Here is a 24887-nt window from a genome sequence, read left to right on the forward strand (position 1 = left end):
GAAAGATGGTGGGCACGGCGCAAGTGCGCCTTTGCCCCCACGATTCCGAACGCGTGGAGAAAAATCCTCACCCGCCTCCCGCAAGGAGACAGGCCTACGCCGCCACCACGCGGGGCGCCTCCACTGCATTCGACGGCTGCACCGGCTTGCTCAGCATCGTCACCTCGCTGAACCCGACAGCGCTGAGTTGCTCGCACATCAGCGTGCGCGCATCCGGCGTCATCGACGCATCGGGCACCACGACGGCGCGGGCATGCGCCGTCAGCAGTTCCGCCGGAAGGTCCGAGGCGCTGCCGGCGTCGAGCAGCACATAGTCGTAGGCGCGGAGCAGCGCGTCGACCGCCAGTGTCACCCGCGGCGATTGCAGCAGGCTGCGATCGAAGCCGGGACGGCCGGCCATGACCAGATGCAGCCGCGAGAGCTTGTCCCGGGTGATCACCTGCGCGAACGAGGCCTCGCCCTGCATCAGTTCGGCAAGGCCGGGCGCCGAGGCATCGACGGACACGGCCGCGATCGTCGGCGAGGATGCCGCGAGATCGACCACGACGACACGGGCCTCGCGCGCCAGATGCCGGGCGAGCGTCAGCGTCGAGAGCGTGATGGCCTCGCCCGATGCGGTGCCGAGCACCGTGATTTTCTTCGCCGCCGGACCAGCGGCACGCAGGCGCTCCGCCAATCGCTCGATCTCGTCGAATTCAGTGACGTCGGCATCGGCCGTCATCTCCGGCTGGAGCGGAGCAGGCTCTGCCATGACCGGATCGGCAATGGGTTCGACCACCGGCAGCACAGCCGGCTCCTGACGAACCGGTGCCGGCGCCTGCACCGTGGCGGACACCGCCACCGCACGCGGTGCGGTCTGGCGCAACAGCTCGCCGGTGACGACGACGCCGGACGAAAGCAGCAGCGTCGCGATCGTCACGATCAGCACGATCGGCAGCTTCTTCGGATAGGCCGACGTATTCGAGACGATGGCGCGCGAGATGATGCGGCCATCCGTCGGCGCGGTGTCGATGGTCTCGCGGGTATTGGCCTCGCGATATTTGGCAAGATAGGTCTCGAGCAGGTCGCGCTGCGACTTGGCCTCGCGGCTCGAGCGCACGGAGCTGCACATCCTGGCCGTTGGTCGACGTCGCCTGCTTCTTCAGCTGCTCGAGGCTCAACGTCAATTCCTGCACACGTCCGCTGGCAAAGCGCGCGTCGTTTTCAAGCGAACGGGCGATCTTGGCGGCCTCGTCGCGGATTTGGGTGTCGAGATCGGCAAGCTGGGCCTTCAATTCCTTGATGCGCGGATGATTGCCGAGCAGCGTCGAGGATTGCTCGGCGAGCTGGGCCCGCAGCGCCACCCGCTGCTGGGACGGCGTGCGCATCGATTCCGAGTTGAGCACTTCCGACGACTCGATCGGCTTGCCGCTCTGGAGCATCTCGCGGATCAGCCGCGCCTTGGATTCCGCATCCGCCTTCAGCGAGCGCGCGTTGTTGAGCTGGGTGTTGACCTCGCCCATCTGCTGGTTCGACAGCGTGGTGTTGTTGGTGCCGACGAACAGGCTCGACTTCGAGCGGAAATCCTCCACCCGCGCCTCGGCCTCGGAGACCTTCTTGCGCAAGCTGTCGATCTCGCCGGAGAGCCACTGGCTCGCGTTCCTGGCCTGATCCTGACGGACATTCTGCTGCAGCACCAGATAGCCGTCGGCGATCGAATTGGCGACGCGCGCGGCGAGATCGGGATCGGCGGACTGGAATTCGACGACGATTACGCGCGACTTGTCGACGGCATAGGCCTGGAGCCGATCGTAATAGGCGTCGAGCACACGCTCTTCCGGCGTCATCGAGAACGGGTCCCGGCCGATGCCGATCAGAGCAGCCAGCGACTTCAGCGGCGAAACGCCCTGCAGCACCGGATCGAACTCCGGCCGCTCGGCAAGCTTGTTCTTCTTGATGATCTCGCGCGCGAGATCGCGCGACAGCACGAGCTGCACCTGGCTGGTGACGGCCTCGGGGTCGAGCGCCTGCCGCTCCTCGGTGCGGTCGCTGTTCGGACGCAGGAACACGTTCTCGCGGCCGTCGATCAGGATGCGGGATTCAGACTTGTAGCGCGGCGTGACGAGATTGACGACCGCGACGGATGCGACGAGCGCAAGCACCGTCGGCACGATGATCCAGCCGCGCCTGCGGGCCAGCGCCGCGCCGAGCGCGTGCAGGTCGATGTCGCCGGATTCGCCTTGCGCCTGCGTTGTCGCAGCGCGCGCAGGCTTTGGTTCATCCTTGACTTCAACCTTGGCTTCGACCTTGGGCGCTGGTTCGGCCTTGGGTTTCGAGACAGCCCGCTCGACCACAGCCTTGTCCTTGCCGGCACGCCAGAACGCTAAACGCATCGAACACTCCCGCAGGGCAACGCTGCGACTCTACCTCAACCGCGGCGATTACACTCCATTAAGGTTGCTGCTGGGTTAATCGCATCTCGCCGCGAGCGGCATGCACGACGCCGACACCGTTTGTTAACCATGAGGGCCCTTAATCCAGCTCGATATTTCGAAGAATTGTTCGCGTCTTCGCCGCCGAGCGCTGGTTCTGATCATGCCCCCTCTTCCGACCGGCCGCTCCGCATCCTGCACGCCGTGCGCGCTCCCGTGGGCGGCATCATCCGGCACATCCTCGACCTTGCGAACGGTCAGGTCGATCGCGGCCATCACGTCGGCATTCTCGCCGACAGTCTCACCGGCGGTGAGCGCGCGGACAAGGCGCTGGCCGAGCTCGCGCCGCGGCTGAAGCTCGGCGTGCATCGCCTCGCGATCCGCCGCGAACCGTCGCCCGATGATCTTCTGGTGTGGCTGCGGATGCGGCGCCTGATCGGCGAGCTCAAGCCCGACGTCATGCACGGCCACGGCGCCAAGGCCGGCGCCTTCGTCCGCATGCGGCGGCGCTCCGACGACACCATCCGCATCTACACCCCGCATGGCGGCTCGCTGCATTATCCGCTCAACACGTTAAAGGGCGAGTTTTATGCACGCCTCGAACGCACGCTGATGGACGCGACCGACCTGTTCCTGTTCGAGAGCGCCTTTGCCCGCGACACCTATCAACGCATCGTCGGCACGCCCAAGGGCGTGGTGCATTGCGTCTTCAACGGCGTGACGCCGGGGGAATTCGAGCCCGTCGTCCTCGCCGACGACGCCACCGACCTCGCCTATGTCGGCGAGTTCAGGCACATCAAGGGCGCGGATCTGCTGGTCGATGCCGTGGCCCGACTGCACGAAGGCGGCAGGAAGGTCACACTCACGCTCGGCGGCGACGGTGAGGAAATGGCGGCGCTCAAGGCGCAGGTCGAGAAGCTCGGCCTCTCGAGCGCCATCCGTTTCATCGGCCACGTCAAGGCGCGCTACGGCTTCTCCAAGGGGCGGCTGCTGGTCGTCCCATCGCGTGGCGATTCCATGCCCTATGTCGTGATCGAGGCCGGGGCCGCTGGCATTCCCATGATCGCCGCCCGCGTCGGCGGCATCCCCGAAATCTTCGGACCGGAAAGCCCGGCCCTGTTCGCGGCGAGCAACGCCGAGGCCATGGCGGAAGCGATCGCGGCCGCACTCGACGATCCCAAAGGAACCGCACAGCGCGCCTCCTCCCTGCGAGAGCGCATCTCCGCCCATTTCTCCCAGCAGGCCATGGTCGAGGGCGTGCTCGCGGGCTATCGCGACGCATTTGCCAATCATTAACCATTCTTAAGGCCGCTTTAGAGAATCTTCCGATTTGTCCGATAATCGATGGGCCTGGGGATGCTCGCCCGGGGTGCAAAGTCGCGACCCCAGGGTTTTTGGAATGGACGGGACGCCCGTGGAACCGCTCAACGCACGCTCGATGCTGGATGCCGCGACCACCGCCGCAGCCAGACCGGCTGACCAACCCTTCGTCGAACGCCGCCGCCGGCTCTCGCCCGCAGCGCTCGAAATCGTCAACCAGAAGGTCGCCCCAGCCTATTCGCCGATCGTGATCACCGGCTTCGTGCGCGTGGCCGACTTCGCACTGCTCAGCCTGGTCGGCATCTCACTCTATGCCGGCTATGTCATGCCGCACGTCGGCTTCAGCTGGACTTATCCTGCGCAGATCGTCGCCGTTGCGGTCGCCGCCGTAATCTGCTTCCAGGCCGCCGACATCTATCAGGTGCAGCTGTTCCGCGGACAGCTCCGGCAGATGACCCGGATGATCTCGTCCTGGTCATTCGTCTTCCTTCTGTTCATCGGCATTTCCTTCTTTGCCAAGTTCGGCACCGAGGTCTCACGGCTGTGGCTTGCCGCGTTCTACGTCCTTGGGCTCGCCGCACTCATCTGCGAACGCCTGATCCTGCGCTCGCTGGTGCGCGGCTGGGCACGTCAGGGCCGGCTCGACCGCCGCACCATCATCGTCGGCTCCGACAGCAACGGCGAGCAGCTGGTCGAGGCGCTGAAGGCGCAGGAAGATTCCGATATCCACGTGCTCGGCGTGTTCGACGACCGCAACGACAGTCGCGCGCTCGACACCTGCGCCGGCGCGCGCAAGCTCGGCAAGGTCGACGACATCGTCGAATTCGCACGCCGCACACGTGTCGACCTCGTTCTGTTCGCACTGCCGATCTCCGCGGAGACGCGCATCCTGGAGATGCTGAAGAAGCTCTGGGTGCTGCCGGTCGACATCCGCCTGTCCGCGCACACCAACAAGCTGCGCTTCCGTCCCCGCTCCTATTCCTATCTCGGCGAGGTGCCGACGCTCGACGTGTTCGAGGCGCCGATCACCGACTGGGATCTGGTGATGAAATGGCTGTTCGACCGCATCGTCGGAGGCTTCGCGCTGCTCGCGGCCCTGCCGGTGATGGCATTGGTGGCGCTGGCGGTGAAGCTCGACAGTCCCGGCCCGGTGCTGTTCCGCCAGAAGCGCTTCGGCTTCAACAACGAGCGTATCGACGTCTACAAGTTCCGCTCGATGCACCACCATCAGGCCGACCCGACGGCTTCGAAGGTCGTGACCAGGAACGATCCGCGCGTCACCCGCGTCGGCCGATTCATCCGCAAGACCAGCCTCGACGAGCTGCCGCAGCTCTTCAACGTGGTGTTCTCTGGCAATCTCTCCCTGGTCGGCCCGCGTCCGCATGCGGTGCAGGGCAAGCTGCAAAGCCGCCTGTTCGACGAAGCGGTCGACGGCTATTTTGCCCGCCACCGCGTCAAGCCCGGTATCACCGGCTGGGCCCAGATCAACGGCTGGCGCGGCGAGATCGACAATCAGGAGAAGATCCAGAAGCGCGTCGAGTTCGATCTCTATTACATCGAGAACTGGTCGGTGCTGTTCGACCTCGTCATTCTCCTGAAGACGCCGATCTCGCTGCTGACCAAGAACGAGAACGCGTATTGAGTTGAGCGTGCCACAAAACAGCTGTCATCGCCCGGCTCGACCGGGCGATCCAGTCAACGCCGGCGGCGAACGGCGCCACTGGCAGCGCGGAATACTGGATGCCCCGCCCGAGTGCGCAAGTGCGCACAAGGCGGGGCATGACAGCGGAAGTTGCGTGTACGGGTTGAGTTGTAGTGTGAGCGTATAATGGCGTATGCGGCAACAGCCGGGGACATGAATGCAGCGGTTCGCGCTGCGCCCGGCGTGCTGGCCCTGCAGCGCGCGCTGGTGTGGCTGGTCGGCGCTTCCGGGGCGATCGTCTTCATCGAGCCGAGCCCCTACGAGATCGTGACGCTGCTCGCCACCGTCACTTTCTTCGCCACCGGCCTGCGCCTGCGGCTCGCGCTGATGCCGCTGGTGCTGATGCTGGTCCTGCTCAACGTCGGCTACACCATCAGCGCGATCCCGCTGTACGAACAGCCCGAGGTCGTGAACTGGATCGCGACCTCCTGGTACATGGCGGTGACCGTGGTGTTCTTCGCCATGATCACGTCCGAAGACACGACGGCCCGGCTCGACATGCTCCGCCGCGGTCTCGTGGTCGGCGCGATGGTCGCCTCGCTGTCGGCCGTCGCCGGCTATTTCCATCTCGTCCCCGGCGGCGACGATCTCCTCACGCTCTACGGACGCGCGCGCGGCACGTTCAAGGACCCGAACGTGCTCGGCGCCTTCCTGATCCTGCCGGCGCTGTTCGCGCTCCAGAGCGTGGTCTCGGACAAGCTCGGCAAGGCGCTCCGCAATGTCGTCGCGTTCGGCATCATGTCACTGGCGATCCTGCTCGCGTTTTCCCGCGCGGCCTGGGGCGGGCTGGTGCTGACCTCCGTATGCATGCTGGCGCTGATGGTGCTGACCAGCCGTACCAACGCGCAGCGCTCGCGCATCATCATCATGGCGATCGTCGCCGCGGTGCTGGGCGTCGCATTGATCGCGGTGCTGATGTCTTTCGATTCCACCGCCGAGATGTTCAAGCAGCGCGCGAGCTTCGACCAGAGCTATGACGAAGGCCGCTTCGGACGGTTCGGCCGGCACATCCTGGGTGCGGAGATGGCGCTCGACCTGCCGTTCGGCATCGGCCCGCTGCAATTCCACCGCTTCTTCCCCGAGGACACCCACAACTCCTACCTCAACGCCTTCATGTCCGGCGGCTGGATCTCCGGCGTCTGCTATCCCGCGCTGGTCTTCACCACCGTCATCATGGGGATCAGGCACATCTTCGTCCGTGTGCCCTGGCAGCGCGCCTATCTCGCCGTCTTCTCCGCCTTCATCGGCACCGTCGGCGAAAGCTTCGTGATCGACACCGACCACTGGCGGCACTTCTGGATGATGCTGGGCGCCATGTGGGGCATGATCGCGGCCGCGCAGGCCTACAGGATCAGGGCTGCGGACGAAGCTGCTTCAGCTTGAGCTGTAGGGTGGGCAAAGGCGCAACGCGCCGTGCCCACCATCTCTCCGCAACTTGCTTTGCATTGGTGGGCACGCTTCGCTTTGCCCGCCCTCCGACAACAGCTAGCTTTCCACCTCGAACGTCAGCCCCGCATTGTCGCGCAGCCGCTTGATCAGCTTGTGCTGCATCGCTGCGCCCGGTGTCCAGAAGCCGGCTGGCACATCCGTCACGTCGCGCAGCATGCACATCGCACATTCGGAGATCATCTTCGAGGTCGAGCCGTAGCCGGGATCGCGGTCGCCGGTGACGCCGGCGCGGACCGTGCGGCCGTCGGGGGCGATCGCGACGTAGAGCAGATCGAAGCGCCCGTTCTCGCGCTCTTCCTTCGAAGGCCCCTCGCCCGGCTTCGGTGCGTCCGGGCCGGTCTTGCCCGCATTGGCGGCCATCACGCGCTTGGCGTTGTCCTCGCCCTTCTCGCCCGGACCGGTCAGGACCATTTCGTCGTAGACGAAGTCTTGACCGTAGGGAAAGCCCATCAGCATGTTGGAGCGGTGGACGTTGCGGGTGTTGATCAGCGCCATCATGAACGGCGCGGCCCAGGATTGCAGGTCGTCCTCGAACACCGCCCTGTTGCCCTTCGGCTGCTTCGGCCCGGTGAAACCGGGCGTCAGCGCGAACGGATCGTTCAGGATCGCAACGAGGCTGAGATCCTTGGCCACGGCATCGAAAGTCGCCTTCGCGCTCGCGGCAGTGCCGCCGGAGAGCGTGCCGCGCATATCGCGCACGCGCCCTTTCACGCGTGCGGCCGGCGCGCCGAAGACCCGCCTGGCCTCTTCCTGCACGAAGAACGTGCCGAGCTCGAACGGCACGGAATCGTAGCCGCAGGAGAACACGATGCGCGCGCCGCTCTCCTTGGCTTCCGCCTCGTATTTGTCGATCATCTGCCGCATCCAGATCGGCTCGCCGCACAGATCGAAATAGTCCGTGCCGGTGGTGACGCAGGCGGCCAGCAGTTCCTCACCATAGAGCTGGTACGGACCGACGGTGGTGATCACCGACATCGTCTGTTCCGCCATCGCCTTCAGCGAAGCCGCGTCCGACGCATCCGCAACGATCAGCGGCGTATTCCCGGGAGCGCCGACCGCATCGCGGACCGATTTGAGCTTACCGAGACTGCGGCCTGCCATCGCCCATTTGAGTGCGTTGTCGCCCTTGTAACGCTGAGTGAGATATTCGGCGACGAGTTGGCCGGTGAATCCGGTCGCACCGTAGACGACGATGTCGAATTTCGCAGAGCTCATGATCGGCCTTTACTTCTTCGCGTAGCTCACGCCCATGCCGGCACGGACGTCGCTTTGAATACCATAGGGTGGGATTGGATAGCGCAGGCCGTTCCTTGCGAGCGCCTTCATGCCCTCGACCGCCTTGGCGAGATGTTCCGGCTTCAACGCCATCAGCATCTCCTCGTCCGGCACGCCGCCATAGCGCCGTTCCGCATAGCATGGCAAGGACAGGCTGGGCTCGCCGGATTTGAGGGCCCGTCCCCAGGAATCCGCGCAGGCGGTCTCGCCGACCACGCCCCATTCGAATTTCTTGTAGCCGGTATATTGCAGTCCGTTGATCAGGATGATCATCTGCCCCGGCGTCGCATAGACGAGACAGATGTCGGGCGGATCGAGCCGGCCGCTCGCGAGCGGACTGACCGCGAGCGCCTGATACTGTCCGAACGGAACCACATCGAGTGCCTCCTGGCGCTTGCGCGCGTCTTCCGCCGTGCCGTGCCAGACGCCGACGTAGTTTTCGCCGGCGAGCCATTTTTCGTCCTGCGGGCTGAGGCCAATCACCGCGCGGCATTGCGCGCCGACGAGATCGTCGCCCGTGATGCCGACGGTCCAGCCGAGCCGCGAGGCCATGCTGACGATCTGGTCGGTGGTGTGAACCGCATTGGGCCGCCGGATCTTCGGGATCGCCTCCATCTCCGAGACGCGCGCGAACAGCTTCATGCCGGTGACCGTCGTCTTCAGCCGCAGCAGGCTGTTGAGATCGGCGACGAGGCCGGCAAGATCGATCTTCTCTGCACTGTGCTGCTGCATGGCGTCCTCCCAGCCGGCGGTCGGGCGCCGGTGCCGCGTTCTTGTTATTGCGGCTCTCGTTCTAGTCCTTGCCCGGTCCCGGAAGCAACTCGCCGGTCCGGCCCATCAGGCGGTACACCAGAAGACCGATCCATTCGCGCACGGCGACCTCGGTCTTTTCGAGACCATCTTTGCCGGCATTGGTGAACGTGAAGAGCTCGTCGCGGCCCCCATCCGCCAATCGACAGGATAGGGCTCGACGTTAAATCCGGCCTTGCGGAAGATTCCCATCGAGCGTGGCATGTGGAAGGCCGAGGTGACGAGCAGCCAGCGCTCGCCCGGCTTCGGCGTCACCAATTGCTTCGTGAAGACCGCGTTCTCCCAGGTGTTGCGGGAATCACGGCTCGAGGATCAGCCGTTCCTTCGGGATGCCCAGGTTTTCCAGGATCGGCGCGGAGTAGTCGGCCTCCTTCGCATCCGTCGAGACCAGGTTCGCCGAACCTCCGGTGAAGACGATGCGCGCGTTCGGATAGCGGCGCGCGAGCTCGGCCGGCGCGAGCAGGCGATCGGCCGCGTTCGCGACCACCGGTGTACGATGCGCCGCCGACAGATCGGTGTCGACGGAGCCGCCGAGCACGATGATGCCGTCCGGCGCGCCGCGCGAGGGGTCCCACGCCGGAAAGCGCGACTCCAGCGGGTACAGCAGGAGATTTCCGAGGGGCGAGAACGCGGACAATGCCAGCAGGACCAGCGTGGTCACGGCCAGCTTGCGGCCGAGAGCCGCGTAGCGCGTCAACATCAGCAGCAGCGACAGGATTCCGAGCTCGACCAGCAGATTGATCGGCAGCAGTGCACTGCCAAGGGTCTTGGAAAGAACGAAATACAGGGGCGCCTCGCTGAAATGATCGTGCCGGGCTTGACCGGCCGGTCCATCTTCAGAAATCTTCTTGAAAGAGGATCGATCGCCCGGTCAAGCCCGGGCATAACAGGTTCTCGTGACGAGTTCTGATGAAACCGATTGGACGCGGCAAATGACCCACCACCACCTGCATTCCAGCCCCGCGACCTGCCATTGGGGCTTCTTCGAAGCCGCGCTCAAGCCCGTCCTCACCGTCAAGAGCGGCGACGAGGTGACCGTCGACACGATCAGCGGCGGCCCGGACATGCTGCCCGACCGCAACAGGTTTCACATTCCGCCGGAGATGTTCGAGGTTCACGCCATAAACGAGCGCATGCTGCCCGGCCACATCCTCACCGGCCCGATCGCGGTCGAGGGCGCCGAGCCCGGCGACGTGCTCGCGGTCGAGATCCTCGACGTCCAGCTCCGGCAGGATTGGGGCTGGAACATGATCAAGCCGCTCTCGGGCACGCTGCCAGACGATTTCCACGAGACGCGCATCCTCAACATCCCGCTCGACCGGACGCGGATGGTCGGCCGCATGCCCTGGGGTCTGGACCTGCCGCTCAAGCCGTTCTTCGGCGTCATGGGCGTGTCGCCGCCCCTGGCTGGGGCCGCATCTCCTCGCTGGTTCCGCGCGCGATGGGCGGCAATCTCGACAACAAGGAGCTCGGCGCGGGTGCGACCCTTTACCTGCCGGTATTCGTTCCGGGCGCGCTGTTCTCCTGCGGCGACGGCCACGGCGTGCAGGGCGACGGCGAGGTCTGCGTCACCGCGATCGAGACCGCGCTCCAGGGCCGCTTCCGCCTGACGCTGCGCAAGGACCTGCGCTTCGACTATCCCCGCGCCGAGACGGCGACGCACTACATGACCATGGCGATGGACCCCGACCTCGACCAATGCGCGGTCCGCGCGCTGCGCGACATGATCGTGCTCCTCGGCGAGAGGCGAAACCTGTCGCGCGAAGACGCCTACACGCTGTGCAGCCTCGCGGCCGACCTGCGGGTGACCCAGACCGTCAACGGCTCCAAGGGCATCCATTGCATGATCGAAAAGGCGATCGTGCACGGCTGAACCAGCCGCCCTTCCCTCGCCTGACGACGCCACGCCGCCGCCCGGACTCCCGCGCGGCGCGCGGCGTCGTGTTCATTTTTATATGTGATTTCAACGGGCTGAGCCACGACATCAGCCAGCATTTGACTTCCGGCCTCAAACCTAAATAGAGTCTTAATCGTTACTTTTATGTACCTGAGTATGAGGCTAGCGTTCGGACCATGGCCACCGAAAAAGCCGAGACTGACCGCATTCCCGTAACCCTGGCGCTCTCGACCATCACCTACCTGGAGAAGTTGGTGAGACAGGGCACCCACGGCACCAGCGTTCCCGGCGTCGCACGTACCTTGATCGAGGAAGGCATCCGTCTCGCCATCAAGGACGGGCTTTTGTCGATTCGCGACAACGGCAGGACGTGAGCGCGCGCCGGACGTGAGGCGGACGGATCTCGCAAGGCGGATGGCCGACATCTGCAACCTGGGACCGTTACAATGCCTGTTCTTTCACCGACCTGGACCAACGAACGAATCGAGCTTCTGAAGCAGCACTTCGAGGCCGGCCTCTCCTGCCGCGAGATCGCCGCCGACATCGGCGTCAGCCGCAACGCCGTGATCGGCAAGCTGTCGCGGCTGAACCTCACGCGCGGCCGGACCGTCGACGAGCGCAAGGTCCAGGACAGGGGCTCCGCGCCGGCGCGCGCGATGCGCGCCGTGCCGCGGCTGCAATACCAGATGCTCGCCACCATCTACGGCGAGACCGATGCGCCCGTGGTCGCAGGTCCCATCGACGACGCCAATCGGTGCTCGTTGCTGGAGCTTGCCGAGAACCGCTGCCGCTGGCCGATCTCGACGCCGGGCGCGGAGGATTTCTGCTTCTGCGGCAATATCGCGCCGGACAGCCAGCCCTATTGCGCCGGCCACAGCCGCCTCGCCTACCGGCCGAACTCCCGCGTTCGCGTGATGCGCGGTTAGATTCTCGGTTGACGCGCTGTCTTGACGCGAACCGGTATCCGCTTCGCCGGAAAGCGCTTCCGAAGCGGAACTCCGGAAACAGAAAAACCTCCGGCAGGGCACTACCGGAGGTTTCTGGAGGTCATAGCATCAAGCTAAGAGCCGCAACTTTCGTAATCGGCTGGCCAATATATAGCTGATCAACTCAGGTAAGCAAATAAGTTTGCGAGCAATTGAATCGCATGGCTCGTCTTCGCCGCCAGCAACGCCTGCCGGATTTTCCGAACGCCGCATCTGAAAAAGGCCCCGGCGGTGTCCCGCCGGGGCCTGGTCAGATCCGAAAGAACCCTCGGCTTACCAGTTGCGCTGGGCGCGCAGCAGCAGGCTGTAGGTGTCCTGATCCTTCAGCTCGTATGTTGCCGCGGGCTTCGCGACGCTCGTGAGCGCCGGGGTCGTGATCACGCCCGAGTACTTCTGGTCGAGATGGCTGTAGGTGAAGTCGGCGGAGAAGGTCAGGTTCTTCACCGGGACCCAGCGGGTGATGACGCCCACCTGGCCGATGTTGAAGTCCGGGTTGCAGGTGCCGGTCAGGGTCGCGAACGAGGCGCTGCCGCAGATCAGATCCTTCGCCGTTCCGCTGTAGTTGACAGCAGCCCACGCGCCGTAGAGCGCGGTGTTCCAGTTCGGGCTCCAGTTGTGGGTGTAGGCACCCCGGAAGCCGTAGGTCTTGGTCAGCTCGAGGCCGCCGCCGGGGCCGAACACCGCGTCAGACACGCCGGCGAAGCCGATGCTCTGGTAGGCGGCGTTCGAACTGCCGAACATCGAGTAACTGGTCGCAGCCAGCGACTGGAAGTTGTAGCGGCTCGCGCCATCCGTGTAGACACCCGAGACGTTGATCACGTCGCCTGCGCCGGTCGGGATGTTCTTGATGGACAATGCGAGCTGCACGGCCCAGCCCCACTTGTCTTCCGGATGTCCCGTGACTTCGGTGGCGCCGTAATAGCCGACGTGGTTGTCGTGCGCCGCAACCGACGCCTGGAACAGACCCCAGGCCTGGTCGACGCGGACCATGCCGACGAGATCGGGAGACCGGGTGCCGCCGATGTCGTTCGAGCCGTAGGCGCCGCCGAGCACGCCCGACGTGCTCATGCCGGCGGTGTTCCAGACGTTGGTCGTGAAGAACTGAGTCTGATCCTGCGCCGAAAACGCGGCCGTCACGCCCTGGCCGAAATCGGCCGTGTAGGTGAACTGGGCGACGCCGTTGGTCGAGCCGCTGCCGCCGACCAGCTGGTCGAAGTTGTTGCCGGGATAGTTGATCCACGGAGCATCGAACTGCGACACGGCCTTACCCATGGTGAAGCCGGCGAACTGGATGAAGGCATAGTAGACGCCGAGCGAACCGCCCGAGATACCGCCGTCCGTCGGGTTGAGGTTGGACGTGCCAGCCGTCGTGGCGCTGTAGCCGGTCGCACCCGTGGCGGAGCCGGTGCCGACGTAACTGCCGGTCGTCCAGCTGAAGACCGCATCGAAGTAGGTACGAACGACGCCGTACTCGGTCGCGGTGCGCGTGTCGATGTTGAGATCTTCACGAGCACGCATCGAGTAGTAGTTGCTCAGGCGGTTGTTGGCCGCGAACACGCCGTTGTACTGGGCGCTGTAGTTGCCGCCGGCATTGAGCGCGACTTCAGCGCGCAGATAGCCGCCCAGCTTGATGCAGGTGTCGGTGCCCGGGATGTAGTAGAAGCCCGCGCCGTAAAGCGTGCAGATCTTGACGTATTCGACTGCCTTGGCCTTGACCGGAAGATCGGCCGCCTGGGCTCCACCGACGGCGATCAGACCCGCCGCAGTGCCGAGCAAAAGGCTCTTCACCACTTTCATATAAAACCTCCAAGTTGCTCATTTTGCGGAGACTGGACCGTGAGGCCCCCCAGATCCCCGTCTCTTCAAATCCGCTCGGCCGCTGTGCGCTTTCGGACACACCCGCTTGAACGCGAGGGACGTGAGCGAACCACCTGCAACGGGACGATCGAGAACCCCCACCGTCACGGATCAATATGCCTGCGTCGTTCCGCTAATCAAAATAGTTTATTAGGTCAGCTTTATGGTTTCGCAAAACCTGTACCCCGCGCGCAACACCGGGAGGCGCTGCAATATGCTGAGTGGATCATCTTTGTACTTTTCGTGACAAAATTACCCTGCTCTGCACTTGCGTCAGGGCAGACTTGCGTGGACTATGACCTTGCACGACGCCGGCCGGAATGAATCTGTTGACGGGAGTGACGCTGTGTCAGCGACGAGGAAAGAAGGGGCGCGCCTCCGCTCCATCGGCAATCTGGATATCATCAGGCGTTTCACCTGGGAGATATCGTCGATCAACATGCATCTGGAGGAGCTGCGTCAGTTCTGGGCGAGAACGCTGGGCATCAGCGGTCCGCAATGGCTGATCCTGATGGCGATTTCGGACCTCGACAAGGACGACGGCGTGCCCGTCAACGTGGTCTCCAAGCTGCTCAATGTCGACCCTTCCTTCGTCACCACCCAGTCCAAGCTGCTTGAGAAGAAGGCCCTGCTGCGCCGGCGCCCCTCGCCGACCGACGCCCGCGTGGTCCGCCTGTCGCTGGCCGACAAGACAAAGAAGCACATTGCGAGCCTCAACGAACAGTACAAGTCGATTCGCGAATCCGTCTTCCAGGAGTTCGACGAGGAAGAGCTCGCGGAATTCACCACCAAGCTCGCGACGCTGAAGAACCGGCTCGAAAAGGCCTGCGTCAGGATATCCCTGGACTATTAGAGCGTTTTCGAGCGACGTGGATACCGGTTCGCGTCAAGAAAACGCGTCAAGGCAAGAAGCCAGACCCCCGTTCCGATGACATCGGAACGGAAATGGCTCCGAAACGGCAGGCGGCGCTCAGCTCCGACGCCCCATGCCGCCCAGCTGCGATTCCAGCCAGTCGAAGATGTATTCATTGGCAAGGCTCGGATTGTCCGCGTGAGCCTGCGCCGCGCCGGTCTCCGCCGCGGTGAACACCTTCAGCACGATATCCGAGCCGCCGGGCCGCGACTTCTGCACGATCTGGCGCGCCCGGTCGGCCTTGAGCCAGCCGTCCTCGCCGATGGTGATCAGCACCGGACAGTCGACACTCGAGGCCATCAGCGGCGCCGACGGCACCGGGACGATGCTGAGGTCGCTCATGGCAAAGCGGCTGGCGAAGAAGGACCGCTCATGCAGGTCCCAGAGACCGCCGTCGCAGACCGCAGCTGCGAGCCGCGGCTCCTGCAACACCGCACGTGCGACGAAGGAGGAGCCCCACCCGTCCGCGACGATCCCGATGCGATTGAAATCGACGTCGTCGCGCGTTTCCAGATAGTCCATGACGCTGCCGATCGAGCTCTCGAGATCGCGGCGCTGCAGCAGCGTGTCGGTGTAATCGTCGCGCTGGTCGCCGAGCAGGTCCAGCGCCAGCATCGACAGACCGCGCTCGCGCGCATGCGGCGCGAGCTTGAACAGGAATTCCTCCTTGCGATGCCCGGGCTCGCCGATGCAGATCACGGTCGGAGCCCGCTTGCTCGCCGAAGCTGCGGGCAGGAAATAGCCTTGCAGGGCGTGTCCATCGTCGGACCAGGGAATCGTGACGATGTCGCCGGCCGGACTACGCGCGGACAGAAAGCGGCGGGCGCATTCCTGCATCGCCAGCACCGCGACCCAGCGGCGCTCGTCGGCCTGGTCGAGCGGCATCGCGGCCGCGCCGTAGTAGTTCATCGCCCGAAGCCAGTTGCGCTGCGCGGTCGCCATATGGCGCTCCGCGAACGCCGCCTCTGCGCGCTGCCGGTTGGCCCGCGCCAGCTTCTTCCACTCGCGGTGCCAGGAATGCTCGTCGCCGCGTTTGAGCTGCCGCGCGATCATCAGGCATTCTGCGATCGTGGCGCCGCCCTCCTGGGCCGCGGTGAGGAGCCGCGTGAACTCAGCGGAGATGTCCTCTCTCTCCGGGCAGAGGGTCCAGTCGTCGGAGAGGCATGCGGGTATCATCGGGGCTACGCTTTATGATGGCGTTACCCCTGATTGAGTAGACTATTCCCGCTCGCCAACCAAGCGGCCGTGCGCCGAATGAGACCCGTTTGGCATCACCATCGCTTGAACAAAGCGGGCGCGATGGCCGTGTCGCATGCGTGACATTCCAATTCGTCATAAGACCTTCAAGACTGGCAAGAGGTGGCACGCAAAAGTACCGCTCCGCCTCTTGCCATGATGATCATCATACCTATATTGGCGCGCCTTCGTTGACGGTCTCAGCGAGACTGACCCAGCCGAACAGATTCAGCCGAGTCGCCAGCCGACCTCCTGCGTAAAGCTTTCGTAGAAGGATCTTTCATAGGCCTGGTCCGGCGTAGAACGAACGCGCTCGTCAAGACGCTTGGCGTCCTCGCCGACGAGAATGCGCCATCGCTCCGCCTTCACGCCGTCGAGGATGATCTTCGCGGCCTGCGCCGCGGTGGTCGGCGCATCCTGGAGGAAACTGCGGGCGCGCTCGGCGAACACCGCCTGGATGTCCTCGTCCGACATCTTGTCGGCATTGGGCACGCCGTTCGCGACCATGCGCTTGCGGGTCAGCGCGACCTCGTCGGCATTGAGCCGCTCCGATCCGTCGGCGCTCTGCACCTTGCGCGAATTGGAGACGATCGAGGTGCCGATGTGGCCAGGCATCACCACCGAGCATTTGACGTGTGGCGCGTGCAGGCGAAGGTCGTTGATCAGCGCTTCGCTGAATCCCTTCACCGCGAACTTGGCCGAGCTGTAGGCGGTGTGCGCCTGCCCCATGCCGATCGAGGCCCAGAAGCCGTTGACGCTGGCGGTGTTGACGATGTGCGCCTCGTCCGCGGCCACCAGCATCGGCAGGAAGGTGCGCACGCCGAGATAGACGCCGCCCCAGCAGATGTTGAAGGTGCGCTCCCACTGCTCGCGCGTGTTGGTGAACAGGCTGCCGCCGCCACCGATGCCGGCATTGTTGAACAGCAGATGGATTTTGTCGGTCTTCTGCTGCTCGGCAAGTTCGTCGCGGAAGCGCTTGAGGTGATCCTCGATCGAGACATCCGCGACATGCGTCGTGACGCGCAGGCCCTGCGGCAGCTTCTCGACCTCGCAGAGCCGCCTGGTCTCGGCCATCGCGGCCTCCGAGATATCGCACATCGCGACATTGCAGCCTTCGGCAACGAGCTGCCGTGCGAGCTCGCGTCCCATTCCCGTGCCGCCGCCGGTGATGACGGCGATCTTTCCTGCAAAATCCTTCATGGGACTTCGGTCCCTCCCCTTGTCGGTCTGTTTCTTCGTCCTCGTGCCGCTCATACGGCGCCCAAAATGTAGCAGCGCCGCATCCGCAGGTAAAAGCGGATCGGCGCTGCCATTCAACAATCGTATTTCGGCCGGCGGACTATTCCGCCGCTTCGACGTGCTGACCGCTCAAGGCGCCGAGCGCCTCCAGCGCCTTGCGGGTCGCGGCCTGCTGTGCGGGCGAGGCCTCCGGCATCGGTGCGCGCGGATACGTCTTCGGCAAGCCCTGGAGCGTCTGGGCGTAACGCGTGCAGGCCGGCAGATTGTCGGCAATGATCGCATTCCACAGCGTCAGCAGCCTCTTGTGCAGATCGAGCGCGCGCGGATGATCGCCCGCCTTCACCGCATCCCACAGCGCCACGGAGGCATGCGGCGCCGCGGTCAGGATCGCGGCGATCGAGCCATGGGCCCCGAGCGTGTAGGACGGATACATCAGCGCATCGACGGCGCTGTAGATCAGCTTGTCCGGCGCCATCATCATCAGGTCGGCGAACAGTTTCAGATCGCCCGCGCTCTGCTTGACGCCGACCACCAGCGGCACCTCGGTCATGATCCGCGTCAGCAGCGCCGGCGACAGGTACGACCACGGCACCACGTTGTAGATGATGATCGGCATGCCGGTCTCGTCGGCCATGGCGCGGAAATGCGCCACCATCGCCTCGTCATCAGGCTTGAACAGGTAATGCACCGGCGTGACCTGGAGTGCCGCGACATTCATGTCGCGCACGAGCCTGCCGCGGCGGATCGCGTCACGCGTGGAGTCCACGATGATGCCGGCGATGACGGGAATGCGCCCGTTCACCGCCTCCACCGTCGCCGCCATCAGGTCGCGATATTCCTCGTGATCAAGCGTGTGGCCCTCGCCGGTCGAGCCGCCGGCGGCGAGGCCGTGCGCGCCCGCGCCGATCATCCAGTCGACCTGCGGCGCCACCAGTTTGTAATCAATCTCGCCGTCCTTGCGGAACGGCGTCGTCATCGGCGGGATCACGCCGGTCGGTCGTGCCTTCATGGTCTGCCCTCGCGTTTCCTTTGGTCCTGCGGCGGTCCCGCTCTTTTGACGAGTATCCGCACGTCCGCGAGCGTATCGGCTGCGCAGGGGTTGTGAAGGGGCGTTCGCGCGGCGCAGCCCCCACAATCGCTCATTCCTCCGCATTTGACCGGGGTTCCCCCGTAGTTGCCCGGCTTCGGTTTTAGGGCATTTTTTTACAATCCGAATCGTCAAATGGAGTTGGACGCCGGGGCGAGTCGGCCAGGCCAGCGTGTCGTCTCCGTCACAGACGCTGGCACTCCACTTGCATCTTTGTCGTGGTCAGAAACTACCGATGAGGTGACTGGAATGTTCGTGACCGTCGTTGCCGTGCTCTGCCGGCTCAGCGCAGCCAGCTCAGGCAGTTGCGTCGAGGAAATCGTGACCGACAGCAACATGACGCCCGAGATTTCGATGATGCAGTGTGCGGTCGGCGCACAGGCACCGCTCGCCAAATGGATGGGCGAGCACCCGATCTATCACGCCAACTGGCGCCTCGAGCGCTACAAATGCGTGCCGGGTCACTACGAGATCAAGGGCCACGCGTAAGCGGCCCGCAAAACTACTGATACGAGGAAACGCCCGGGGGCCGCCTTGTCCCTCCGGCTTGCAGCGCCAGACCGTTGAGGTGGCGCGTCCTGTGACGACGGTCACACCTTCTCCTCAAACAATCGCACGCAGAATGACCACACGTGCGCGCCTTCAAACGTCGGCGTCGGCCGCATCTGGTCTTGCCAGGAGTAAGACCGCAAAATTGCAAGCCACGTTCAGTCCAATTTCGTGCACTGTCACCGTGACGCCAGCCGGAGCCCCAATCCTCTCGGGTACGTCCGTCGCGGCTTCGAAAAGCGCACGGTAAATGCCCGGCGGGTGCGGATCTGCAGCAATGTTCAGAGCGCCCAACACGATTGTGACGTTGTCCGCCATTTAGACCTCCCGCGACCGAAGAGGGTTTCATATCGAGCCGAGACCTGCAACCGTTGCGAGTATGGGAAAGACGGGGTTATAAATAGGCACGAGAAAACCAGCCTTTGAGCGCGTCCCCCAGCCACTCCAGAATCTTGCCGCAGGTCGCCAACAGGCCCTTGCGATTCTGTCGCATGTATCGCCGCAACCCGTCAGGAATGACCATGAGCAACCCTGAGAAAATCTACACGTTCCTGAGAGACGAAACGCCAAAAGGGTACTGCGACGACTGCATCACCGAATTGACGGGTGTTTCTCCTCGTCAGCAAGTGAACCCCGTTTGCACCGCCCTTGGCCTTACGTCGGACTTCAATCGCATAGATTCGGTATGCGAGCACTGCCGCGCTCCGAAACTCGTTACGCAATCGCTTCGATATTCTGGAGCCCGATAAGAGCCATTACTGACCCTGAACATCGATTGGTATCACTACAGAATTCAAGTCAGGTCGGAGCCACCGGCAATGTCTACAGACGGCAGCACTGATGAACTCGAAAAATTCAAGCAGATAGGCCTTTACGTCTACTGGTTCTCTCAAATGGAGAACGCTGTGCGAACTGCCGCATGCGACATGCTCGCACTGAGTGATCTGCAGCGCAATCGGCTCATGCCCGTGGTGGACTTTGTGTCGATGTGCAAGATCTGCCAGGCGGAGGTCGCTAGGACGATGAAGGACGACCCCCAACGGGGCTTCCTCGAAGAGCTGATTAAACGGGCTTTGAAGGTCGTTGAGGACCGAAACCGCATCGCACACGGTTACTGGTACGACCATGATGGAACACCCGCGGCTATTCACGCGTCACGGACGACCTTCACTGATGGCCCGTATTTCACACGACCGGGCGAACTCGTAGAGAAGACCGCAGAAGTCCGGAAGCTGTACGAGCAGATTTGGGACCACTTTCCGTTCATGGTCATACCGGTCCACAGTGAGTCTGGAGTCCGATAAGAGCCCTTAGCGGACTCCAGATTTCAAAAGCCACGAGTCGGCAACGTCACCATCTGATTCAAATGAGACCGATGCTGTTCAAGTATTCTACCGGGCACCATGTCGCCAACGCCGTCCCCGAGTTTCTCCTTTTGCCCCAGAAATTCTCACTTGGAGGCTGGAATTTTCATGTCGGAAGGTTCTTCGGAGTCTAATGCAGCAAGCGGCTCACTGCTCGAAAATGTGGGAAAGTGGCTGGAAACCGAAGGCTATCCTCTCGAGTTTCGAGCGGCAAACACGCTGCGTAAGCAAGGCTTTCATTCTGTTCAAGGTGTGTACGTCCAAGAAGGCGAGGACAAGCCGAAGCGAGAAATAGACGTATTGGCATCCATGACGTGTGACGTGCCCGACGCGGGCCTTCTGCGCGTGTCCATGATTGTTGAATGCAAGTGGTCGGGAGACAAGCCCTGGGTCATATTTACCAGTCCGACAACGAGCATCGGCTCGGCCGCATGCGTTTCTCAAACAATCTCATCACTGCTCGGCGAAGCAATAATCTGGATGCTCGCCGGCGACGAACAACTCCACGATCTTCAAATCTTTTCAACGCCTGAACAGGGTGGCTTCGGCGGAAGACAAGCCTTCAACAAAGGAAACGATCTTTTTTATTCGGCAGTTCAGGCTGCAGTCGGGAACAGCAAGGCATATGCAGACCAATATGACACTAGAAACAAGGAAGGGACGATACCCCGACTCGGCGTGCTGGCATTTCCTGTTGTTCTCATTGAGGGTGAACTCATTCGCGCGTTCTACGACGCGGATGCAGATGGCGTGATGTTAGAGCCAGTGCCTTACGTTCGCTGTCACTGGAAAGGGTCTCCCCAATGGAAATTCTTTGCCACGGTTGACGTGGTGTCTATGAAGGCATTTTCAGCCTTCGCAGAGAAGCGCGCGAAAGACTGCGAGTTTTTACTCGCAAAGATGGCAGAGCCAATGCGGCAAATAGTGAAGTTCAGCGAGAGCGGAAACCCTGCTGATTTAACCGTAACCAAAGGGTCTAGGGGCGTTGTAGGTTTGCCAAGGTTGCTCCACAAGATCCGGAGCTCTCACAAAGCAGAGTCTTGAAGACCAAGCGGACGTCGAGAAATCCGACTTCACAAGCTGGCATCCTCCCCCTGTTTTGCCCGACGGGCCAAGCCGACTTCGGAAAAACCTTATTCAGCAACGGCCTCGCTACTGTGCATGGGGTTGTTTTCGGCATTTTGGTTGCCAGCCACCCGCAGCAACCACCCACCACGCCCGCCGCGCATGCGTCACCTCTGGGAGCAGGCTCCACGCCACCCGCAATCCACCCGACAGACGATTTGAAAAAAATTGGTCGGAGCGAGAGGATTTGAACCTCCGACCCCTAGTCTCCCAGACTAGTGCGCTAACCGGGCTGCGCCACGCTCCGAACGTCGTTCCATTAGCTAGGATCGCCGCTTAGCGCAAGGCGAGCGGCACCATTTTGGTGTCCCTGTCCAAAGTCCGGGGAACAACCCGTAAAGCCGAGCCGAATGCGGCCCTAGCCGTCGTTCAGCGCCTGATCCAGCATCTCACGGCAGGCCACGAGGTCGGCGAGCGCCTTGCCCAGCCTTTCCCGGTCCAGTGCGCTGGGGCCGGCGGGTGCGGCGGGGGTGCCGCCCTTGCGGAAGGTGGTGAGGATGTCCTCGTCGTCGACCTCCGAGAAGCGGAAGTCGATGCCCTCCTCCTCGTCGCCCTGGTAGTCGTCCTCGTCGGCGTCCGTGACGCGCTTGATCGGCAGCGGCGCCTCGTCGTCCGGCTCCATCAGGCTCGCGCCGATGGCGTCCTCGATGGCGCCGAACGAGACCGCGGCCGAGCTGTCGGCGAGGCCCTGCACCGATTTGACGCCGTGCTCCTTGAGGATCCGCTGCACCCCGCGGATGGTGTAGCCCTCCCCGTAAAGCAGACGGCGAATGCCCTTGAGCAGGTCGACGTCGTCGGGGCGGTAATAGCGGCGGCCGCCGCTGCGCTTCATCGGCTTGATCTGGGAGAAACGGGTCTCCCAGAACCGCAGCACGTGCTGCGGAATGTCGAGTTCCTGCGCTACTTCGCTGATGGTTCGGAACGCATCCGGCGCCTTGTCCAAATGCCACATCCTTCGCGCGAGGCGGCTTTAAGCCTCGGGTTGCGCCTTGGTGGCGTCGCCATTGGTGCGGTGCTGGGTGTTGATCCGCTGCTTCAGGATCGCCGACGGCTTGAACACCATCACCCGCCGCGGCGAGATCGGAACCTCGGTGCCGGTCTTCGGGTTGCGGCCGATGCGCTGCCCCTTCTTGCGCACCATGAAGGAGCCGAACGAGGACAGTTTCACCGTCTCGCCCTTCTCGAGGCAGTCGGTGATCTCCTTCAGCACGAGTTCCACGAACGCAGAGGATTCCGTCCGCGACAGGCCCACCTTCTGGTAGACGGCCTCGCAGAGATCAACACGCGTTACGGTTTTACTTTGATCAGTCATCGCCCTGCCCCACATCACGGCGAACAATTGTTGTCTGAAATTATGAGGTTACGATACGGCGGTCAACAGCGCTCATCAATGCAGACGCATCGATAATGCGCGCTGATTCCGGCAAAATTTGAACGAGTGTGGCTCTACCAGCGCACCAGGGCCGAACCCCAGGTGAAGCCGCCGCCCATCGCCTCCATCAGGACCGCGTCGCCACGCTTGATGCGGCCGTCCTTCCGCGCCACCGACAGGGCCAGCGGGATCGAGGCGGCCGAGGTGTTGCCGTGACGGTCCACCGTCAGCACCACCTTCTCGGGCGCGATGTGCAGCTTGTGGGCGGAGGCGTCGATGATTCGCTTGTTGGCCTGGTGCGGCACGAACCAGTCGATGCTGTCGGCATTGAGCCCGGTCGCCTCGAAGGCGTCGACGATCACGTCGGTGATCATGCCGACCGCATGTTTGAAGACCTCGCGGCCCTCCATGCGCAGATGACCGACGGTCTGGGTCGAGGACGGCCCGCCGTCGACGAACAGTTTTGCCTTGTGGCGGCCGTCGGAGCGCAGATGCGTGGTCACGATGCCGCGGTCGGTCGCGGCGTTGCCGGGCTGCTCCTGCGCCTCCAGCACGACCGCGCCGGCACCGTCGCCAAACAGCACGCAGGTGCCGCGATCGTTCCAGTCGAGGATGCGCGAGAAGGTTTCCGCGCCGATCACCAGCGCGCGCTTGAAGGCGCCGGTGCGGAGGAAATTGTCGGCCGTGGCGAGCGCGAACACGAAGCCCGAGCACACCGCCTGAAGGTCGAACGCCGCGCCGTGGTTGATGCCGAGCGCGTGCTGCACGGCGACCGCGGTCGCGGGGAAGGTGTTGTCGGGCGTCGAGGTCGCCAGCACGATCAGGTCGATCGACTGTGCGTCGAGGCCGGCATCGGTGAGCGCGGCCTGCGCCGCCTTGGTCGCCAGGTGCGAGGTGAACTCGCCCTCGGCCGCGATATGCCGCTCGCGGATGCCGGTGCGCTGCACGATCCACTCGTCGGACGTGTCGATGCGCGCCGCCAGTTGGGCGTTGGTCACCACCTGCTCCGGCAGATAAGAGCCGCAGCCCAGCACGACCGAACGAATTTGAGTCACGAAACATCCTCCGGCGCGGGCTGCACGAAATTGAGTGCACCACCCTCGCGGTTGAGCATCTGATTGATCTTGTTCAGGAGATCGTAGTGAGCCATCTCATAGCCAACATCGATCGCATAGGCAAAGCCTTCGGCGCTGGTTCCGCCATGGCTCTTCACCACGAGGCCGTTCAGCCCCAGGAACACGCCGCCGTTGGACTTGCTCGGGTCCATCTTGTTGCGCAGGGCCTGGAAGGCGCTGCGGGCAAAGAGATAGCCGAGCCTGGACAGCCAGCTCCGCTGGATCTCATTGCGGAGCAATTCCGCCATCTGCCGCGCGGTTCCTTCAGCGGCCTTGAGCGCAATGTTGCCGCTGAAACCTTCGGTGACGATCACGTCGGCCAGCCCCTTGCCGATGCCGTCGCCCTCGACGAAGCCGATATAGTCGAGCTCCGGCAGGTTGCGCGCACGCAGGATCTCGCTGGCTTCGCGGATCTCTTCGTGCCCCTTGATCTCCTCGGCCCCGATGTTGAGCAGGCCGACCGTGGGCCGCTTCTTGTCGAACAGCACGCTGGCCATCGCAGCGCCCATGACCGCGAGCGCCACCAGATGGTGGGCGTCGCCGCCGATGGTCGCGCCGAGGTCGAGCACGACGGACTCGCCGCGCCTCGTCGGCCATATCCCCGTGATCGCCGGACGGTCGATGCCCTTCAGCGTACGCAGGTGGAAACGCGACATCGCCATCAGCGCGCCGGTGTTGCCGGCGGAGACCGCGACATCCGCCTCGCCCTGCTTCACCGCGTCGATGGCGAGCCACATCGAGGAGGTCCTGCGGCCGCGCCGCAGCGCCTGGCTCGGCTTGTCCTCGCCGCTGACCGCGACATCGGTATGGATGATCTTCGAAACCGCCTTGAGCTGGGGATGCCGATCGAGTTCGGGCTCGATCCTGGCGCGGTCCCCGACCAGCAGAAACTCGGTGTCGCGATGCCTGCCGAGCGAGATGGCTGCGCCCGGAATGACCACGGCGGCGCCGGAGTCGCCCCCATGGCGTCAAGCGCAATGCGAACCTTGCTTGGCATAAAAGTCCTGGAAACCTGGTCTGGTGCGGTCTTGAACGAGCGGGGCCGCGGATGGGTGCGCCATGGACATGGCGACCGGTCAGGCGCCACGCCGCGCCCCGACCGGGGCGCGACAATAGCGTTTTGCTATCCCGAAACAACCTCTTGCCCCCAGCCTTTTGCATGCGGGGCGATTTGCCGGCA

The 24887-nt window shown here is 63.6% G+C and carries 18 protein-coding genes, 1 tRNA gene and 4 pseudogenes; 10 read left to right on the top strand and 13 right to left on the bottom strand.

Annotated elements, in window-relative coordinates:
- Nucleotides 1-94 precede the first annotated feature (94 nt).
- A pseudogene (locus tag ACQ86E_RS33465) lies at nucleotides 95-2372 on the bottom strand (GumC family protein).
- Nucleotides 2373-2537: 165 nt separating this feature from the next.
- On the opposite strand from ACQ86E_RS33465, the gene ACQ86E_RS33470 reads away from it, so the two are divergent.
- The 3 genes from ACQ86E_RS33470 to ACQ86E_RS33480 all read left to right on the top strand — a co-directional run bounded on the left by ACQ86E_RS33470 (nucleotide 2538) and on the right by ACQ86E_RS33480 (nucleotide 6816).
- Nucleotides 2538-3707, top strand: coding sequence for a glycosyltransferase family 4 protein (locus tag ACQ86E_RS33470; protein WP_431203568.1), 1170 nt, complete (start codon nucleotides 2538-2540; stop codon nucleotides 3705-3707).
- A gap of 118 nt (nucleotides 3708-3825) precedes the next feature.
- Nucleotides 3826-5373: an undecaprenyl-phosphate glucose phosphotransferase gene (locus ACQ86E_RS33475; protein ID WP_431203569.1), complete on the top strand. Its 1548-nt coding sequence runs from the start codon at nucleotides 3826-3828 to the stop codon at nucleotides 5371-5373.
- A gap of 186 nt (nucleotides 5374-5559) precedes the next feature.
- Nucleotides 5560-6816: an O-antigen ligase family protein gene (locus ACQ86E_RS33480; protein WP_431203570.1), complete on the top strand. Its 1257-nt coding sequence runs from the start codon at nucleotides 5560-5562 to the stop codon at nucleotides 6814-6816.
- A 102-nt stretch (nucleotides 6817-6918) separates the two neighbouring features.
- Here the strand turns inward: ACQ86E_RS33480 and ACQ86E_RS33485 are convergent, their stop codons facing one another.
- The 3 genes and pseudogenes from ACQ86E_RS33485 to ACQ86E_RS33495 all read right to left on the bottom strand — a co-directional run bounded on the left by ACQ86E_RS33485 (nucleotide 6919) and on the right by ACQ86E_RS33495 (nucleotide 9718).
- Nucleotides 6919-8097, bottom strand: coding sequence for a saccharopine dehydrogenase family protein (locus ACQ86E_RS33485; protein WP_431203571.1), 1179 nt, complete (start codon nucleotides 8095-8097; stop codon nucleotides 6919-6921).
- A 9-nt stretch (nucleotides 8098-8106) separates the two neighbouring features.
- Entirely contained in the window at nucleotides 8107-8889 is a 783-nt protein-coding gene (locus tag ACQ86E_RS33490; protein WP_431203572.1) for a DUF169 domain-containing protein, read from the bottom strand.
- Between the two features lie 61 nt (nucleotides 8890-8950).
- Nucleotides 8951-9718: pseudogene (locus tag ACQ86E_RS33495) on the bottom strand (YdcF family protein).
- A 181-nt stretch (nucleotides 9719-9899) separates the two neighbouring features.
- Here ACQ86E_RS33495 and ACQ86E_RS33500 point away from each other — a divergent pair.
- The 3 genes and pseudogenes from ACQ86E_RS33500 (at nucleotide 9900) to ACQ86E_RS33510 (ending at nucleotide 11790) form a co-directional block, all read left to right on the top strand.
- Nucleotides 9900-10840, top strand: a pseudogene (locus ACQ86E_RS33500) (acetamidase/formamidase family protein).
- 200 nt (nucleotides 10841-11040) lie between these two features.
- A complete protein-coding gene (locus tag ACQ86E_RS33505) occupies nucleotides 11041-11238 on the top strand; it encodes a hypothetical protein (RefSeq protein WP_007603456.1) in 198 nt (65 codons plus the stop codon).
- 72 nt (nucleotides 11239-11310) lie between these two features.
- Nucleotides 11311-11790, top strand: a complete 480-nt coding sequence (locus tag ACQ86E_RS33510) for a GcrA family cell cycle regulator (RefSeq protein ID WP_431203573.1) — start codon at nucleotides 11311-11313, stop codon at nucleotides 11788-11790.
- A 333-nt stretch (nucleotides 11791-12123) separates the two neighbouring features.
- Here the strand turns inward: ACQ86E_RS33510 and ACQ86E_RS33515 are convergent, their stop codons facing one another.
- Entirely contained in the window at nucleotides 12124-13647 is a 1524-nt protein-coding gene (locus ACQ86E_RS33515; protein ID WP_431203574.1) for a porin, read from the bottom strand.
- A 406-nt stretch (nucleotides 13648-14053) separates the two neighbouring features.
- Here ACQ86E_RS33515 and ACQ86E_RS33520 point away from each other — a divergent pair, with 406 nt between their 5' ends.
- The gene (locus tag ACQ86E_RS33520; RefSeq protein ID WP_431203575.1) at nucleotides 14054-14560 is read left to right on the top strand and encodes a MarR family winged helix-turn-helix transcriptional regulator; all 507 of its coding nucleotides are present in this window, start codon (nucleotides 14054-14056) and stop codon (nucleotides 14558-14560) included.
- Nucleotides 14561-14677: 117 nt separating this feature from the next.
- Here ACQ86E_RS33520 and ACQ86E_RS33525 read toward each other — a convergent pair whose 3' ends face one another.
- The 3 genes from ACQ86E_RS33525 to ACQ86E_RS33535 form a co-directional block, all read right to left on the bottom strand.
- Nucleotides 14678-15796, bottom strand: coding sequence for an alpha/beta hydrolase family protein (locus tag ACQ86E_RS33525; protein WP_431203576.1), 1119 nt, complete (start codon nucleotides 15794-15796; stop codon nucleotides 14678-14680).
- A 288-nt stretch (nucleotides 15797-16084) separates the two neighbouring features.
- Nucleotides 16085-17056, bottom strand: coding sequence for an SDR family NAD(P)-dependent oxidoreductase (locus ACQ86E_RS33530; RefSeq protein ID WP_431203577.1), 972 nt, complete (start codon nucleotides 17054-17056; stop codon nucleotides 16085-16087).
- Between the two features lie 139 nt (nucleotides 17057-17195).
- Nucleotides 17196-18104, bottom strand: coding sequence for a dihydrodipicolinate synthase family protein (locus ACQ86E_RS33535; RefSeq protein WP_431203578.1), 909 nt, complete (start codon nucleotides 18102-18104; stop codon nucleotides 17196-17198).
- Between the two features lie 327 nt (nucleotides 18105-18431).
- On the opposite strand from ACQ86E_RS33535, the gene ACQ86E_RS33540 reads away from it, so the two are divergent.
- The 3 genes from ACQ86E_RS33540 (at nucleotide 18432) to ACQ86E_RS33550 (ending at nucleotide 21139) form a co-directional block, all read left to right on the top strand.
- Nucleotides 18432-18671 (top strand): hypothetical protein, encoded by a 240-nt coding sequence (locus tag ACQ86E_RS33540; RefSeq protein WP_015685698.1) that lies wholly within the window; start codon nucleotides 18432-18434, stop codon nucleotides 18669-18671.
- 878 nt (nucleotides 18672-19549) lie between these two features.
- On the top strand, nucleotides 19550-20035 hold the full coding sequence (locus ACQ86E_RS33545) for a hypothetical protein (RefSeq protein ID WP_431203579.1): 486 nt from the start codon (nucleotides 19550-19552) through the stop codon (nucleotides 20033-20035).
- Nucleotides 20036-20203: 168 nt separating this feature from the next.
- Nucleotides 20204-21139 (top strand): hypothetical protein, encoded by a 936-nt coding sequence (locus ACQ86E_RS33550; RefSeq protein ID WP_431203580.1) that lies wholly within the window; start codon nucleotides 20204-20206, stop codon nucleotides 21137-21139.
- 250 nt (nucleotides 21140-21389) lie between these two features.
- On the opposite strand, the gene ACQ86E_RS33555 is transcribed toward ACQ86E_RS33550, so the two are convergent.
- The 5 genes and pseudogenes from ACQ86E_RS33555 to plsX all read right to left on the bottom strand — a co-directional run bounded on the left by ACQ86E_RS33555 (nucleotide 21390) and on the right by plsX (nucleotide 24704).
- Nucleotides 21390-21467 (bottom strand) — tRNA-Pro (locus ACQ86E_RS33555).
- A gap of 111 nt (nucleotides 21468-21578) precedes the next feature.
- Entirely contained in the window at nucleotides 21579-22163 is a 585-nt protein-coding gene (locus tag ACQ86E_RS33560) for a MerR family transcriptional regulator (protein WP_431203581.1), read from the bottom strand.
- A gap of 27 nt (nucleotides 22164-22190) precedes the next feature.
- The gene (locus tag ACQ86E_RS33565; RefSeq protein WP_193409731.1) at nucleotides 22191-22532 is read right to left on the bottom strand and encodes an integration host factor subunit alpha; all 342 of its coding nucleotides are present in this window, start codon (nucleotides 22530-22532) and stop codon (nucleotides 22191-22193) included.
- A gap of 134 nt (nucleotides 22533-22666) precedes the next feature.
- Nucleotides 22667-23647 carry a beta-ketoacyl-ACP synthase III gene (locus tag ACQ86E_RS33570; RefSeq protein WP_431203582.1) on the bottom strand — a complete coding sequence of 327 codons (981 nt, stop codon included), beginning with the start codon at nucleotides 23645-23647 and terminating at the stop codon, nucleotides 22667-22669.
- A pseudogene (gene plsX, locus ACQ86E_RS33575) lies at nucleotides 23644-24704 on the bottom strand (phosphate acyltransferase PlsX). Before plsX ends, ACQ86E_RS33570 begins: the two are co-directional and overlap by 4 nt.
- Nucleotides 24705-24887: the final 183 nt, after the last annotated feature.

It is taken from the genome of Bradyrhizobium betae (genome assembly GCF_050632175.1).
GTDB classification, from domain to species: domain Bacteria; phylum Pseudomonadota; class Alphaproteobacteria; order Rhizobiales; family Xanthobacteraceae; genus Bradyrhizobium; species Bradyrhizobium betae_B.

Coding starts and splice junctions, on each gene's coding strand:
- ACQ86E_RS33510 (WP_431203573.1), top strand. CDS start 11,311: ATGCCTGTTCTTTCACCGACCTGGACCAACGAACGAATCGAGCTTCTG.
- ACQ86E_RS33515 (WP_431203574.1), bottom strand. CDS start 13,647: ATGAAAGTGGTGAAGAGCCTTTTGCTCGGCACTGCGGCGGGTCTGATC.
- ACQ86E_RS33540 (WP_015685698.1), top strand. CDS start 18,432: ATGTTCGTGACCGTCGTTGCCGTGCTCTGCCGGCTCAGCGCAGCCAGC.
- ACQ86E_RS33535 (WP_431203578.1), bottom strand. CDS start 18,104: ATGAAGGCACGACCGACCGGCGTGATCCCGCCGATGACGACGCCGTTC.
- ACQ86E_RS33550 (WP_431203580.1), top strand. CDS start 20,204: ATGTCGGAAGGTTCTTCGGAGTCTAATGCAGCAAGCGGCTCACTGCTC.
- ACQ86E_RS33530 (WP_431203577.1), bottom strand. CDS start 17,056: ATGAAGGATTTTGCAGGAAAGATCGCCGTCATCACCGGCGGCGGCACG.
- ACQ86E_RS33545 (WP_431203579.1), top strand. CDS start 19,550: ATGTCTACAGACGGCAGCACTGATGAACTCGAAAAATTCAAGCAGATA.
- ACQ86E_RS33525 (WP_431203576.1), bottom strand. CDS start 15,796: ATGATACCCGCATGCCTCTCCGACGACTGGACCCTCTGCCCGGAGAGA.
- ACQ86E_RS33565 (WP_193409731.1), bottom strand. CDS start 22,532: ATGACTGATCAAAGTAAAACCGTAACGCGTGTTGATCTCTGCGAGGCC.
- ACQ86E_RS33505 (WP_007603456.1), top strand. CDS start 11,041: ATGGCCACCGAAAAAGCCGAGACTGACCGCATTCCCGTAACCCTGGCG.
- ACQ86E_RS33485 (WP_431203571.1), bottom strand. CDS start 8,097: ATGAGCTCTGCGAAATTCGACATCGTCGTCTACGGTGCGACCGGATTC.
- ACQ86E_RS33480 (WP_431203570.1), top strand. CDS start 5,560: ATGGCGTATGCGGCAACAGCCGGGGACATGAATGCAGCGGTTCGCGCT.
- ACQ86E_RS33490 (WP_431203572.1), bottom strand. CDS start 8,889: ATGCAGCAGCACAGTGCAGAGAAGATCGATCTTGCCGGCCTCGTCGCC.